This window comes from Paenibacillus sp. 05T425, from assembly GCF_056396205.1.
This window is the reverse complement of the sequence record NZ_JBFTLA010000003.1, coordinates 208,473-224,424: the sequence shown is the minus strand read 5'-3', so window position 1 is coordinate 224,424 and position 15,952 is coordinate 208,473. Positions and strand designations below refer to the sequence as shown.

Sequence of the window (15,952 nt, the reverse complement as noted above, 5' to 3'; positions counted from 1 at the left end):
CAGCAGCGCCGCTCCCTAATGAATTATACCGTATATTTGCGAACCGCTGGCAATATAACCGTTGCAATCAGCTCAAGATTACGAGTCAACACTTCAAAGGATACGCCGCCAAAATCCATTTGCGCGATATACCGTTGATGGCCGAACAGCTCATGCTGATACAATATTTTCTCAATAATTTGCTGTGGACTGCCCACCATCATAGCATCCTTTACATCTGAGCCTTGGGCAAAATGCTGCATCGGGTAGCTTCTTCCGTTAATAAGCTCCATTCCTTTGTTCACATGAGGATAGGCCTCGCTAAGCGCCTGCTGCGTCGTATCAGCGACGTGGAATAAGCCCGCGGTCGCTACCGGCAGCCCCGCAGCGTCATGTCCGCTCCGTGAAGCGGCCTCCCGATAAGCATCGATCGATCGCTTGAAGCTCGTCGCGGGACCGCCGAGTGTAGCCAACATCATCGGAACGCCTGCGGCACCAGCCTTAATCGCGCTTTCCGGCGGTCCCCCTACCGCTCGCCAGATCGGCAGCTTACCGCCGCGAGGGCGGGGATATACGTTGGCATCGTTGAGCGGAGCTCGGAACTGGCCTTTCCACGTAACTGATTGCTCTTCGTTGTTAATCTTTACAAGCAGATCGAACTTCTCTTCGAATAAAGCTTCGTAATCGCGCACGTTATAGCCTAACAACTCGAACAACCCGATACGGGAAGCGCGGCCGGCAATAATTTCTGCACGCCCCTTCGAGATCAGATCGATTGTCGCGAAGTCCTCATAGACGCGGACAGGGTCAGACGTGCTTATAATCGTGGACGAGCTTCCGATCTTAATATTGTTCGTTGCTTGAGCGATTGCGCCAAGCACGACAGAATGCGCCTGGGTAGTGAAGTACTCCTGGTGGCTCTCGCCAACGCTAAAGAAATCAAGTCCGGCCTCATCAGCCAGCTTCGCCAATTCAATAATCTCGTGAATCCGTTGCTCTGCGGATATCCGTTTGCCCGTATGAGGATCCGGAATATGGTCTCCGAGCGTATATAAACCAAATTCCAGGCCTTTGCTCTTATTCAATCGATATGATTCCATGCTGATTAGCCCTTCTTTCTTCTTGGTTGCATGAGTATAATCTTGCTGCTTTTCTCATGGGCTAATCTTATACCATTGCTATTCAAATTGTAAGTATGCACTTATAAGTGTTATAGTATCCAAAAAGATACTAATGGAGGCCCTATGAAGATCCAGCCCGAGCTCTGCAAAGTGGAAGACGCACTTTCGATAATCGTAGGCAAGTGGAAGACGAGCATTTTGCTGCATCTCATCTCCACAGGCACGATGCGCTATGGCGAAATCAAGAAAGCCATGGGCACTATAACGCCCAAAATGCTAACCACCCAACTAAAAGAACTCGAGGAAGAAGGAATCATCCAGCGCGTCGTCTTTCCTCAGGTACCGCCTAAGGTTGAGTACTCGATGACGGAATACGGCATGACTCTTGAGCCGATATTGACAGCTCTTCATAATTGGAGCGCAGCGCATCCGTCGCACAAAGCCAGGACAAACTCTACACAGACTACAAATCAATGATGGAGCCTCATGACCTAATTGGGCTAGAAAGTATATCTGTTTCGGATAAACAAGCCTTCTTGAGAGCGGCAATAGACGGCGGTTGTGTTTGGAGTAGGCGGGGTTGCAGACATAGTAAGATGGGGAAGCCATCCCAACAGCCTACTGGCTATTGGGATGGCTCTTCTTGATGCTTGCTGCTATTGCAGAACGACGCTGTCTACATAGACGGAAGTTGCTCCGCTCGAGTTGCTCGGCGACATATATAGAATACCGATTTCCCTTACATCGCCGAGATTCGCGACCCCGCTAAGGCTTAGCGTAACGGTTGTCGCCGAGGACGAATTGATGTTTACGGTTGGCGATTCATACCAAGTATAGCTTGATCCGGTCTTGATGAACAACTTCGCCTGCAGGCCGCTTCCGAAGGTCCCCCAAGCTGCATGCTTCACTTTGGCGGTGACGGAGCTTTTGCCGCTAAAGTTATTCGCGCCTGTATACTTGAGCGTGAATTGGCCGCCGCTGCCAAGCGTGACATCCGCCTTCAAGGAGCTGCTGCCGCTTGTCGCCCATTCCGTTACTGACCATGGTCCGCCGCCTGCATTAAGTGCTGACCATCCTTGAATATTGCCGCTTTCAAAATCATATAACGTCGAGCTGCTGCCGCCACCTCCGCTGTTGAACACCGTAGCCTTCACGGAAGTCGCCTGAATGCCGTTCGTACCATTAACGACGAGGTTCCCCCACGAAGTGAGCGTCTGCCAATCGCTTGTCGTCATATCGAGCCATGAATTGGAGGAATCATTCCCCGTCCAAGACCAAGCCATATATCCAATTCCTTTGGCCTGAGATTGGTTCAACACCTCTTGCGCATTCACTTGGCTGCCTAGGTTGTTGTTGCCGTTATTGTAATTGTAGCCGAATTCCCCGATCATCACGGCGAGTCCCAGGTTTTTAATATTTTGCAGCTCCGTGCCGATGCTGCTTGCATTGTTCCACGAGCCGTACATATGGATGGAGAACATCACGTTATGATCCGGGTCATGCGTCAGCAAAGCATTGCCGTACGCTTTGATCGGCGATGCATTCTGTCCCCATCCCGATCCGTCGACAACGATCGTATTGTGGATGCCCGCATTCCGAATCGTCGATATAGCAGTCTTGTATGCATCTCGCCAGGCAGTATCGGCCAAGTCGTTGCCGCCCCATTCATTGGCGATATTCACGAGGACGTATTTCTCGTTATTGTTAAGTATCGTCTTTACAGCGCTTTGGGTAAAGTACTGCGCCATTTGATTAAGCAGCGTGGCGCTGTTCGAACCCGTTGCATCGTGAAGCTCCACGATGGCGATCATCCCAAGCTCCTTGCAACGGTCGATTATTTGTTGGAGACGCGTTGCCGAGCCGCTCGTCTGCCATACGATACGCACAGCATTCGCTTTGTTATTCGCAATAGTCGTCAATGCCGAATAAGCTTGTGTGTCGAACCAAATATGCGGGTTATTGACGCCGCGAATTACGAAGTTATTCCCGTTGGCATCCTTCAGATTGGTTCCGCTTACATAAAATCCGTTAGCGGCATGTGTCGGCTGCGGTGCGACGAAAGGTATGGTTAAAGCGAGTAATACGGTAAACATAAACGTTAGCTTCCACCTGCGAGTGATCATCAACATTTTTACTAAATCCCTCCTCTTATGGTTAGGAACGACAACCGCCGTCCATATGAGAAGTATAACTTCACGGCCAACCCATAATAAATGTCATGATGCTACTGTTTATATGGCTTAATGCGAGAAGGTTTCAGGCGAGGTTAGCTGTACATAAAAAAAAGCGGCGCAAGGATCATCCTTGCACCGCTTTTACCGTATTTACGCTCGTTCTATCGTGAACTCGAAAGCAAGATCCTGCTCGCCCGAGATCGTATATTCCTCATGCACCGGAGCACCCCAGCTGTCGTCGCCGCCGACGCCCATCTGGCGCCCTGCTACCGTGATAACCGTGTAGTGCACCTCCGGCAGCTCGTAATGATGCTGCGCGTTCTCCAGCTCGAACGCCGTATAAGGCGATACATTACATTCCACCGGCTCACCGCTCGAGACGATACGAATGCCTTGTCCATCACGATTGCGTACGCTTAGACGTCTAACGCCCATACGGTTGCCTGACTCCTGAGGCACGGCATATGCAGCAACATTGTCTGCCGCCGTATTCTCGAATATGCATAACCGCGCGCCGTTCGCACGGTCAGCATAGTTCTCCTCGGGCCCCATTGCATACCATTCCAACTGATCGTAATCGGCCTTCACCTTGAACGACACGGCGAAGATCGGCAGACGAGGCAGCCCTTGAGCACCTTTGTATTCCGCTTGCACTCGAATCGAACCGTTCGCGCTTACGGTATACGCAATCTTAGCTTCAGCCGTCTCGCTGATCGAGAAGCGGAATCGATAAGCTACTGTTATAGAGCTTCCGTCCTCTGCCTCCGACACGTCGATTCCTACACATTTGCGAGTAAGACTTGCTGCATACCATAGACCGGAATCATAACCCTGAGCGTACCCTTTGTCATTGTCCGTCGTCGCCCGCCAGAATAGCGGCGCAGGCGGCATAGCGATCATCTCGCGTCCCTCGAATACGATCGACGTCATCGTATGGGCCTGCTTCGAGAACATAATGCGGAAATCAGTACCATGCACGCCGATGTTCACATCCCCGTTCGCAACTCTTAGCTTGCCATTAGACGATGCTGTACGTGCAGCCTCACCGGCAACCTTGAAGATATGCTCACCGAACGCGATCTCATAACCTTCTTCCGCCCAAAGCGTCTGCTCCTTCAGCGTAAGTAGAGCATGAACCGCATATTCGCCTGGCAGAGCAACCTGCTCCTCGATATTAAAGCTTATCCGTGCTTCTTCGCCTGCCGCAACAGCCGCTTCCAATGGGAAGCGGTGTACTTCATGACCTTCGCGGAACAAAGCTATTTCAAGCGAGAATGCCTCCGTATTCACGAACAAGTTCTCGTTGCGAATAAACACGCTGTCGCGCTCCGGAACAAGCTTCACGTTCTGATACAGGAACTTCACGTCCTGCATCTTCGGCGACAGCTCGCGGTTCGCATAAACGATGCCGTTCGTGCAGAAGTTGTAATCGGTCGCCCGATCATCGAAGTCGCCGCCGTAAGCGAGGAACTCGTCACCGTAACGGTTCTCCTTCACGATAACTTGATCGATGTAATCCCAGATGAAGCCGCCTTGGTACATCGGGTACTTCTGCTCGAGATCCGTATACTTGCGCATGCCGCCAAGGGAGTTGCCCATTGCGTGCATGTACTCGCAGCTGATATAAGGCTTGTCCGGATTATTGTCCAAATACTCCTCGATATCCGCAGGTTTCGCATACATCCGGCTTTCCATATCGCTTGCTTCGGTGAATGCGCGGTCATAGAATACGCCCTCGTAATGAACGAGACGGCCCGGATCAACCGTACGGAAGTACCTTGCAACGTTCACAAGCACATCGCCCACGTACGATTCGTTGCCAAGCGACCAAATAATAACGGACGGATGGTTCTTGTCCCGCTCGTAGAGCGAAATCGCGCGATCCATCACGATGTCCTGCCATTCCGGATTGCTTCTAGGAATGTTCCACGATGGCTCAACGGCGCCCATCTTCTGCCAAGAGCCATGTGTCTCCAAATTCATTTCGTCGATGACGTAAATGCCGTATTCGTCGCAAAGCTCATACCAATAGCTCTGATTCGGATAGTGGGATGTCCGTACGGCGTTCATATTGTTGCGCTTCAGCGCCTTGATGTCCCACAGCATATCCTCGTTCGTAATCGCACGTCCGCGGCGGCTGTTGAATTCATGGCGATTAACCCCTTTGAACACAATGCGCTTGCCGTTCAGCTTCATAATCTTATCTTCCATCTCGAAGCGGCGGAAGCCGACGCGCACCGGGATGACTTCGATCTCATTGCCGTTCGCACCAATAATTCGAACATACAAGCTGTACAAATTCGGCTGCTCGGCACTCCACAACGAAGGATTTTTCACTCGAAGCGAAGTACGTTCTGACTCCAAATCGTCCAGGACAATCTCTTCTGATACGATCAACAAGCCATCGACATCGCACAAATCCAGAACCGCTTTCGTTCCAGCTGGCACAACCGAGCGAAATGCGAGCGCTACGTTCAACGAACCGCTGTCATAACGATCGTTAAGCTCCGTCCGCAAGGACACGTCCTGCACATGCACCTCAGGTACGGTATAGAGATACACGTCACGGAAGATGCCGGAGAAACGCCAGAAATCCTGATCCTCCAGCCAGCTACCCGTACTGCGCTGGTACACCTCTACAGCAAGCTTGTTGTCGCCTTCTTTCAGGAAAGGCGTCAATTCGAACTCGGATGGCGTGAAGCTGTCTTCCCCATATCCGATGAATTCGCCATTCAGCCACACGTAGAATGCAGTCTCCACGCCTTGGAACGAAATAAACAACGGCCCGCCGGCCATGTGCTCCGGTACGAAGAAGCTTCTTGCATAGCTGCCTACCGGATTATGATCCGAGGAGATTTGCGGCGGGCGTAAGTCCTCATGTCCATCCCATGGATACATCGTATTCACATATTGCGGCTGGCCGTAGCCTTGCAGCTGAATATGTCCGGGAACCATAATTTCATTCCATCCCGATACGCTGAATGAGGTCTTATAGAAATCAACAGGCCTGCTGGCCGGGTTTACTGCGTAATTAAACTTCCACGCTCCATTCAAGGAATGCCTCCAAGGCATCGCTTCCTTGCGCTGAGCTTCTGCAAGAGATGCGTAATACTTATGATCGGAATGGGCTGGCAGCCGATTCACGGCAAATACCGCCGGATCGCTCAGCCAGTCCAAGCTTGCGTTTATTGCTCTCATATCGACAAACCTCTCCTATCGTGCTTACTCTGTCTGTAGTTGCAATCAATCTCTGTCGCTTACTTAACCGATCCTGTCATACCAGCCACAAAATGCTTCTGCATCAAGAAGAATACAATAGCCGTTGGGAGCGTCGCGATCAGAATAACGGTCATGATTACCCCGTAATCCGGCGCGTAGCTGGAGCCCATATTGGAAATCAGAAGCGGAATCGTCCTTTTCTCCGGCGATTGCAGCACGACGAGCGGCCACAAGTAGTTGTTCCAGCTCGACATGAACGTAATGATCGCCGCTGCCGCATAAGTCGTCTTCATCGTCGGCATATAGATGCGGAAGAACACGCCAAGCTCGTTCAAGCCGTCAATTCTTCCCGCTTCAAGCATGTCCTTAGGGAACATTTTCGTGCTCTGACGGAAGAAGAAAATTAAGAACGCAGTCGTTACCGTAGGCAAAATAACGGAAGAAATCGTGTCAATGCCGATGAACGGCACGGTTTGCGATATCGTTCCGAACATGCGGTACAACGGTACCATAAGCGCCGCGAACGGGATCATCATCGAGAGCAGCAAGATGCTGAACACGACATCCTTCGCTTTGCTTTTGAAAATTTCAAAGCCGTATCCGGCAAGCGAAGCAATCAGCATCGCAAGCAATGTAGTCAAAATCGAGATTTTCGCCGAATTAATTAGCGACGGCAGGATGTCCACGTCGTTAAACGCTTTGTCCAAGTTCTCGAACAAATATTTGCCCGGCAGCAGCTTTCCCTTTGTAATGTCGATGGAACGATTCGTTGTGCTGGTAATCATCCATAGGAATGGGAAAATCGATACGATCGCCGACGCGCTTAGAAATACATATATAAATATCCGCTTGAGCTTAGTCATTGCGATCACCTGCCAATTTGAACTGAAGAATCGAGAAGATAACGATCAAGATAACGATGGCATACGATACAGTCGCCGCGTAACCGAAGTCGGGCGTGTACTTGAACGACAGGTTGTAAATGTATTGCGAGAGCGTCATCGTCGCATTGCCCGGTCCGCCCTTCGTAATGTTCATAACCTCGTCGAACAATTGCAGCGTACCAATCGTTGACGTAATGGATGTGAACAAAATGATTGGTTTCAGAAGCGGTACCGTTATTTTCGTAAACTGCTTGAAAGAGGACGCGCCATCGATGCGCGCAGCTTCGTAGATGGAGCCGTCTATATTTTGCAGCGCCGATAAGTAGAAAATCATGTTGTAACCGGTCCAGCGCCATGTAATCGCGATTATGATCGTAATCTTTGCCCAGAACGGATCTGTGATCCATTGGATAGGCACGGAAATCAGATGAAGTTTGAGCAGCATCTCATTGATGAGTCCATCTGCGCCGAACAAATATTTGAATATAACCGAATAGGCAACGAGCGACGTTACCGCCGGCAGAAAAATAGCCGTCCGGAAAAAACCTTTTAGCTTCAAGTCCTTGTCATTCAACAGTACGGATATAAACAGCGCAAGCACGATCATGATCGGCACTTGCACAATCAGATACAGGAATGTATTCGTCAGTGTCGTTATAAACGTGGAATCACTGAACAGCCGCGTATAGTTGTCCAAACCGACATATGACAGATTCGTTCCAGTACCCGATTGGAATGACATTAATAATGCTCGTATCATCGGATAGAAATAAAAGGCACATATCATAATTACCGCGATAGCGATAAATGACCAGCCAATGACATTTGTTTTGTTGCGTAAATTTATTGCTTTGGCTTCTCTCACTTTACTGTCATCTCCTTCCAGCATTCGTTTTTATCTCTAAAATAACCTTGGACACCTGCTGCCTGCTTATCCGCCGGCAGCCGATGTCCAAGGCCGTTACCACAGTTTTACACTATTTCAATTGGGAGTCTGCTTGTTTCTGAGCGTCTGCAAGCACTTGATCGATTGCTTTGCCGTTCAGGTAATTTTGCATTTCCACAACCATGATGTCTTCAACAGCGTAAGTGTGCATGCCGTAGTTGACATTAGGGATTTGAGCTGTCCAAGCTGCAAAGTCGGTTACAATGTGTTGGCCGCCGAAGAACTCGCTAGCCGCTTTGTAAGCTTCGCCTTCAGCAGCAGGCTTGTACGTTCCGATTGCGCCGATTTCCGTAACAAGCTTTTGGTACAGATCAACATTCGAACCGAATGTAGCGCCGAGGAATTCAGCCGCCTTTTCTTTGCCTGGAACGTTAAGCACATACCACGAGCTGCCGCCAAGGTTGGAAGCATGAACCGATTTGTCGTTGTTCGTCAGCTTAGGAAGCGGAACGATCGCCCATTTGCCGGATTGATCAGCGGCAGCCGTAATGGATGGCGTGAACCAGTTGCCTGTTGGTACGGAGGCAGCGTCACCGTTGTTGTAGTTAGCAACGAATTGGCTCCAGTCCGCATGAATTTTAACAATGTTTGCGTCCATCATTTTTTTGTATGTTTCCATAGCTTCTTTCAAAGCCGCATTTCCTGCGATGTCAGCTGTTTTGCCGTCTTCTTTCATATACCACGAGCCAGCGGATTGCGCCATGACGCGGATGATGCCTAGATCGTTCGGGTCAAGTGAAATCCAGTCTTTTCCTGTTTTCTCTTTTACCGCTTTGCCGATCTCGATGTACTTGTCCCAAGTAATGTCTTGCATGTCAGCTACCGTGTAGCCAGCTTGCTCGAGATAGTCCGTTCTTACATAAACGCCAGTTACGCCGGAGTCGAATGGAAGACCGTATTGTTTGCCGTCGAAGCTTGTCGGGCCGATTTTGTAATCAGCGAAGTCTTCTGTTTTGAACGAATCCGTCAGCGGGTAGAATGCATCAGGATAAGCTTGCAAGAAGCTTTGTGCGCGGTAGTCCTCGATCAATACGATGTTTGGAAGACCTTTGGTCGTGCCGGAGCTAAGACCCGTATTCAGCTTTTGAACGATATCGTTCTGAGCGTTCTCGATAATGTCGATCGTTACATCCGAGTGATCGGCTGCATAAGCATCTTTCGCGAGGTTCATCGCTTTGATGTTGAAGTTCGGATCCCAAGCCCAGACTGTTACTTTGCTTGTTTCACCTGCAGCATTGTCAGTACCTGTATTGTTGTTCGTCTTGTCCGTGTTGGACGAGCAGGCTGTGAAGATCATGATGCACACAACCAGCAATGGCAATAATTTTTTCACTTTTGAAGACCTCCGTCTCTCTTTGTAAAATGCTGTAAGCGGTTTCCCGTTTACTGCTTTATCGTAGCATCTTGATTATCGTGCCCGTTAGGATAATCTTTGCTTCGTTTAGTGAAATTATTATAAAAAAAAGTCCGAGCCTCTAAGTCGTTTGCACGATTTTTAGAAACTTGGACAATTTTTATCCTTTGAGCAGCGGAAGGCGAACTTTCACCTTCGTCCCTTCCCCTAACTCGCTTGAAATCGATACGCCGTATTCATCTCCATACAGCAGCTTAATACGATCATGAACGTTTCTTACGCCAATGCCGGTGAACAGCTGCCTGGTGCCTTTCGATTGATCTGGTAATTGCTCGGCGGTAATGACCATGCCATCGCCATTGTCGACGATCTCGCAGACGAGTGCGTTCAGCTCTTGGGCGACCAGGATGTAAATATGCCCCTCGGACTTCTTGTTGAAGCCGTGGAAAAAGGCGTTCTCGATAAACGGCTGTATAATTAGCTTCGGTACCATATAACCCATGCAGTCAGGCGAGACGAAATAATTAACCTTGATCTTCTCCCCGTAGCGCACATGATTAATGAACACATAGTTCCGCATGTTGACTAGCTCTTGACTGATCGTAATCGTCTCGCTGACGTTGCCGATCGAATTTTGCAGCAGTGAAATAAGCGCGTTGATCGTATCGGCCGCCTTATCCTTGCTCCCTTGCTGCACCATAAATTTCACAGAAGCCAGTGTGTTGTATAGAAAGTGCGGATTAATCTGCTGCTGCAGCGCTTCAAGCTCCGCGTTCCGCTGCCTCCGCTGCGTCTCGACCAGTTCGTCCACGTAATCGTGTAGCTCGTCGAGCATCGCATTAAACGCCTGCCCCAGCTGTCTCGTCTCATAGCTGCCGCCAACGGTGACATAATGATCGAACTCGTATTTGGATATCGTCGATATTTGTTTCACTAGTCTGGACAAAGACTTCGTCATTCGGCCGGATATGAGGAACACGATCAGAAGCGCTATAGACACGATTGCCGTAACGATAAGCACAATTGCACGCGTATCCATCAGTTGCCCAATCGCCGTCTCCTTGTCGATGACGTTCACGAGATAAAGATCCTGCGATTCCAAATATTTCGCGATTAGCAATTCATCCTTGCCTAATCGATCCACGCTCTTGTATTCCAGCGATTGTTCGACAATCTCATGGGCTTTATCTAACAGATCGGGATCGGATTGGCCAATCCAATCCGTGCGGTTAGAAGAAATAATCATGCCTTTGCCATTCAAGATAACGACATCATTGCCTAAGCTCGTATACGATTCGTAGAGTTGCTTGAATTCACGTTCGCGAATGGAGAAATACATCGCCCCGTAGACATAGCCTGTCGTCCTCTCCATGAATGCCTTTGAAGCGACGATAGAAGCCTGCCCGGTCGCTGTTTCGGAGGGCTCGACATAATCGAATTGATAAAGCAGCTTCTTCGGCTCCTTGAGCGTCTGCTGGGTAATGGGATGAGCTTGAATTTGGTTGTCGGTCAGCGGCCATATCGAACGGTCGGTAGCATAGCTTCGGCCGTTATTGCCCGTAATTGTAAGCCCTACCTCATACGAATCCACAATAGAGGTGATTCGTTTCATTTGCTGATTCATGTTGTAATACGTTTTGGCGATCGAATTCGAATTGCCTTCGCTCTCCGTCAGGAAGTTCTTGATCGAACCGCTTTGAAGCATCGTGTTGGACGCTAGAACGATCGAATAGTTAAGCGAGCTGAAGCTCTTCTCGATCTGGGTCAGCACCTTCGAATTCGTTATGCTGAACGTCTGCATGAAGAGACGCTCAGACGTATTGAGCGTAACCCATGTAATGGCAATCGCGACTGCAACGATACTGAGGAGCATGACAAGAAACATTTTCACAAACAATCTGTTGTTGCGGAATCGATCATTTACCCTTCTAATCATTATCGGTTCATTCCTTATTTCATGTATTGTCGACGGTAGCTGCTAGGCGAATGTCCGGTATGACGCTTGAATACCTTGCAGAAGTAGCTATGATCCGAATAGCCGACCAAGCCGCTTATCTCGGAGATCATCGCCTCTCCCTTGCGCAGCAGCGAAGCTGCCTTATCTGTCCTTACTTTGTGCAAATATTCGATGAACCCTTCCTCGTTATGCGTCGAGAAGTAGCTCGATAGGTAAGAGGGGTTGAAATGAAAATGCTTCGCCATCTCCGTCAGGTTAAGCGGCTCGGCATAATGTTCATCGATATAATCTAGCAGCCGCTTCATATTGACGTTGCCGGTCTGGGATTGTTCGGACTTGTCCGCAATACATGCCTTCGCAAGTACGATGAATTGCTCTAATGCCGCAATCGCTTCATTCGCAGTAGCCGCGTCTTCTATCGCTTTGAAATAAGTGAACTTGTTGTTGTCCAGCTCCTTATTGTCATACTTCATATTGCCGAGCAGTACCGTCATATTGAAAATAAGATTGCCTAGAATGGACTTGAATTCGAACACGTTCATCTTGTAATTCGACGATAAGGCAAGCACATGTCCGCTTAAATAGTCGAAAGCCTCGTTGAATCGTTCGCGCTTGAATTCATCGGTGAACCGGTTCAAGTTGAATGGCTCAATCGTCGTTGTCGGTAGCTTAGGCAGATCATTATATATGAATAACCGAACCTCAGGCAGGAAGAAGCCGTAATCCATTAGCTTCCGCATATTTTCTTCATATCGTTCACGCAGAAGCGTCAACTCTTCGAAAGGCTCTCCAATTACAATCGCCTTGCCGGCAGTGAATTCGGCAACCTGTGCAAATAATTGCCCGGCTTGCCGCAGAAGTCTGTCACATCCGCTTTCATTCGTATTAACGAGCAGCACGGTACATTCGGAGCCTATTGGAAGCTGCTGGACGATCGATTGTTCAGCAATCAGCTGATCCAGTGCCTTTCGTGTTTCCTGTACGAACCGTGTACCCGCTCCTTCCACTACTTTCGATCCTACTAGAACATAATACGAATGCGGCAAATAGTGTTCAGCAGCCGAAAGGCCGTCCTCAATGTCATAGCCGGATAAAATCTTCTCCAGCAACGAGTCTAGCGACAGTCTGTTATCGGACTCCAACTGTTCACTGCCCAGACCCGGAATTTTGTCCGCGGCAAGCTTAAGCACGCTAAGAAGATGGCGCATATCAAGCTTCGGCTTCAGAATATAGTCTGCAACTCCGCTTTGGAACGTCGAACGCACATAGTTGAATTCACCGAAGCTGCTTAAGATAATAACCTCAATTTCCGGATAACGCTGCTTGATGATTCTCGTTAGTTCCTCACCATCCATTACCGGCATGACGATATCCGTTAACACGATATGCGGCCGCAGCTCCTCGATCAGCGCGAGCGCTTCTCTGCCATTCGATGCTTCGCCGACGATTTGGAAGCCTTCCTGCTCCCAATTCATGAAGTGCTTAATCCCTTGCCTTATGAGTTGTTCGTCATCGACGATTAATACTTTGCAATAATTGAACGCGGTCATAATGACGCCTCCAGGCCTACACATATTTGTACAGCCATTATAACCGATTATGATTATGTGTCTATTCGAAAAAAGGCAGAACAATGAACCAAGAGCGCGTCTACAGCACGTTCATGGTTCATTGTTCTGCTTCGTTAATGCAATATCGTATTCACATAGATACCGTTTACGGGTACGGCTATTTGATTAAAGTGACTGACGAGCAGCGTAAGATTATCCTCAAGCACCTGACCGAACATCGGCTCACCATGACCGGTTATGGCTAAGCTCGGCTTAAGTGCGGCAAGCTTCTTTACCGATTGCTCCGCTTGTGCCCAGTCCGTCGTAAAATATTTGGGCGGGCCGCTAATTTCCTGCTCCTGAGTAATCACTTTATACAGTGATTCTTGCTTGACGGTTACAAATGCATCACCCGCTATAAGCGTGCCGTCTTCTTGTCGAAATAATGAAATATGACCCGGCGTATGGCCCGGCGTATGCACCCAGCTCCAGCCCTTCAGTCCTGGTATGCTGCCGTCTTCCGGCAGCGCCTTCACATGATCGTCAAGATTAATTCCCTCATGCGGAAAATAAGGAGAAAGCTCCGATATCATCCCTCCGTCTACAGTGGGATCAGCTGGCGGATAATCCGCAATCCCCGTTAAGTAAGGGAGCTCCAATGGATGTGCGTAGACCGGTGCCTTCCAATGCTCAATCAATTCAACAATAGCGCCGACATGGTCAAAGTGTCCATGCGTCAGCACGATTGCGCTTGGCCCTGTTTCGAACCTCTTCTCCGCTTCCTTAATGATCTTTTTCGCGGAACGCGGCATTCCGGCATCGACGAGCACCCAGCCCTCATCGCCCTGCTTCGGGTCTCCAATAAAGCAAACGTTAACGATTTGAACCGAATAACAATAAATATCCGGCCGATAGGCCAATCCATTGCCGCTTGCCATGGACGTAAGCGGCATGAGCTTGTGCTCGAATTCATTTTCCACCTCAACCATTCCCTCTTCCTCATGTATACGCTCCTTCCTATAACCTCTCCAACCTGTTCAAAAAAATGATTTGGAATTAAATACAAATCCACTGAGCAAAATAGATGAAACTATGAAGCAGCATAAGGAGTCCATTCATGAATAAATCAAATAAATCAGAAGCGTTGCCCCAATTTCCCGATTCCTATTGGATCCATTCAACAGACAAACTCCCAACCTTTCCAAAGCTTGAGCAAGACCTTAGCACCGATGCGGTTGTTGTTGGCGGAGGAATTTCGGGCATAACAACGGCCTATTTGCTAGCAAAAGAAGGTTTGAAAGTCGTGCTGCTAGAAGCAGGCGTCCTCCTTAACGGAACAACCGGACATACAACCGCGAAGATTACAGCTCAGCATGATCTTATTTACGATGAACTGGTCACGAAGGAAGGTGTGGAGAAAGCGGCCTTGTACTATAAAGCTTGCGAAGACGCACTCCAATTCATCGAAAAGAATGTCGAGAAGTATAAAATCGACTGTGGATTTACCAAGCAGTCTGCTTATGTGTATACGAATTCCGAGCCATACTTAGCCAAGCTGGAGAAGGAAATCGCAGCCTACTCGAAGCTTGGCATGCCTGGTGAGCTCCAAGATCGCATTCCGCTTCACATTCCTTCTAAGGCGGCGCTGGTCCTTCATAATCAAGCTCAATTTCACCCCTTGCACTACCTAAGCACCCTTTTATCCGAGCTTGTCAAGGAAGGTGCAGAGATTTACGAGCATACGACGGCTGTCGATGTGGAGAGCGGCATGATGCCTCAAGTCATAACGAGCAACGGACATCGTATTTCATGCAAGCATGTGGTCTCTTGTTCCCATTTCCCCTTTTATGACGGAATGGGCTTTTATTTTGCTAGAATGCATGCAGATCGCTCTTATGTGCTTGGAGTTAAAAGCAAGGACAACTATCCAGGCGGTATGTACCTAAGTGCGGAGGATCCGAAACGCTCTATTCGGTATACCGATACCGCAAGCGGCGACAAACTCCTCATTATTGGCGGACAAAGCCATAAGACCGGTCAAGGCATATGCACTATCAATCATTATGAAGAATTGCGCAAATTCGCTGTAGAACATTTTGGGCTGGAGGAGATTAGTTACCGCTGGTCGGCGCAGGACCTTGTAACGGGTGACAAAGTTCCTTATATCGGTCGCATAACCGAATCGTCCCCGAACGTTTATGTCGCCACCGGTTATCGCAAATGGGGAATGACAGGCGGCACAGCCGCGGCTCTGCTCATTCGCGATTTGATCATGGAACGCGCTAACCCGTATGAGGAGCTGTATTCGCCTTCGCGATCGTATTCGTTAACTGCCATCAAAAATGTAGTTGTCGACAACTTGGATGTGGCGAAACATTTAATCGAAGGCAAACTGGATATTGTTCATAAGCATCCCACGGATATGCAAAATGATGAAGGTGGTGTCGTAAGGCATAATGGCAAGAGAGCAGGCGCATATAGGGATAAGTCTGGAAAGCTATATATCGTAGACACGACCTGTACGCATATGGGCTGTGAGGTGGAGTGGAACAACGGCGACCGCACCTGGGATTGTCCTTGCCACGGCTCTCGATTTTCAGTTAATGGCGATGTGATCGAAGGGCCTGCTGAACAGCCGCTGCCACAATTGTCGCAATAACCTTCCGCATCCTGCATTTTCCTAAGTATCCATATTCATTGTCTTTAAAATGAGCTGAAAATCTCCGATGTATTGTAGATGACGATTGTAATCTTTCGATTACCAACTC

At 48.9% G+C, this 15,952-nt stretch carries 11 protein-coding genes; 2 read left to right on the top strand and 9 right to left on the bottom strand.

Annotation, left to right across the window (positions count from 1 at the left end; genetic code table 11):
• Positions 1-23: 23 nt before the first annotated feature.
• Positions 24-1,079 carry an LLM class flavin-dependent oxidoreductase gene (locus tag AC1DF0_RS07735; RefSeq protein WP_442049897.1) on the bottom strand — a complete coding sequence of 352 codons (1,056 nt, stop codon included), beginning with the start codon at positions 1,077-1,079 and terminating at the stop codon, positions 24-26.
• A gap of 144 nt (positions 1,080-1,223) precedes the next feature.
• Here AC1DF0_RS07735 and AC1DF0_RS07730 point away from each other — a divergent pair, with 144 nt between their 5' ends.
• A complete protein-coding gene (locus AC1DF0_RS07730) occupies positions 1,224-1,577 on the top strand; it encodes a winged helix-turn-helix transcriptional regulator (RefSeq protein WP_442049898.1) in 354 nt (117 codons plus the stop codon).
• Between the two features lie 179 nt (positions 1,578-1,756).
• Here the strand turns inward: AC1DF0_RS07730 and AC1DF0_RS07725 are convergent, their stop codons facing one another.
• The 8 genes from AC1DF0_RS07725 to AC1DF0_RS07690 all read right to left on the bottom strand — a co-directional run bounded on the left by AC1DF0_RS07725 (position 1,757) and on the right by AC1DF0_RS07690 (position 14,173).
• A complete protein-coding gene (locus AC1DF0_RS07725) occupies positions 1,757-3,229 on the bottom strand; it encodes a glycoside hydrolase family 5 protein (RefSeq protein WP_442049899.1) in 1,473 nt (490 codons plus the stop codon).
• 195 nt (positions 3,230-3,424) lie between these two features.
• Positions 3,425-6,472, bottom strand: a complete 3,048-nt coding sequence (gene lacZ, locus AC1DF0_RS07720) for a beta-galactosidase, LacZ type (RefSeq protein ID WP_442049900.1) — start codon at positions 6,470-6,472, stop codon at positions 3,425-3,427.
• A 59-nt stretch (positions 6,473-6,531) separates the two neighbouring features.
• Positions 6,532-7,356, bottom strand: coding sequence for a carbohydrate ABC transporter permease (locus tag AC1DF0_RS07715; RefSeq protein WP_442049901.1), 825 nt, complete (start codon positions 7,354-7,356; stop codon positions 6,532-6,534).
• Positions 7,349-8,164, bottom strand: a complete 816-nt coding sequence (locus AC1DF0_RS07710) for a carbohydrate ABC transporter permease (protein ID WP_337103404.1) — start codon at positions 8,162-8,164, stop codon at positions 7,349-7,351. The genes AC1DF0_RS07715 and AC1DF0_RS07710 overlap by 8 nt, the downstream gene beginning before the upstream one ends.
• Positions 8,165-8,354: 190 nt before the next feature.
• Positions 8,355-9,656, bottom strand: coding sequence for an ABC transporter substrate-binding protein (locus AC1DF0_RS07705; RefSeq protein ID WP_477573574.1), 1,302 nt, complete (start codon positions 9,654-9,656; stop codon positions 8,355-8,357).
• Positions 9,657-9,837: 181 nt separating this feature from the next.
• Positions 9,838-11,610, bottom strand: a complete 1,773-nt coding sequence (locus AC1DF0_RS07700; RefSeq protein WP_442049941.1) for a cache domain-containing sensor histidine kinase — start codon at positions 11,608-11,610, stop codon at positions 9,838-9,840.
• Between the two features lie 17 nt (positions 11,611-11,627).
• Positions 11,628-13,184 (bottom strand): response regulator transcription factor, encoded by a 1,557-nt coding sequence (locus AC1DF0_RS07695; protein WP_477573573.1) that lies wholly within the window; start codon positions 13,182-13,184, stop codon positions 11,628-11,630.
• Between the two features lie 134 nt (positions 13,185-13,318).
• Positions 13,319-14,173, bottom strand: coding sequence for an MBL fold metallo-hydrolase (locus tag AC1DF0_RS07690; RefSeq protein ID WP_442049904.1), 855 nt, complete (start codon positions 14,171-14,173; stop codon positions 13,319-13,321).
• A gap of 128 nt (positions 14,174-14,301) precedes the next feature.
• On the opposite strand from AC1DF0_RS07690, the gene AC1DF0_RS07685 reads away from it, so the two are divergent.
• Positions 14,302-15,843, top strand: a complete 1,542-nt coding sequence (locus tag AC1DF0_RS07685; RefSeq protein WP_442049905.1) for an FAD-dependent oxidoreductase — start codon at positions 14,302-14,304, stop codon at positions 15,841-15,843.
• Positions 15,844-15,952: the final 109 nt, after the last annotated feature.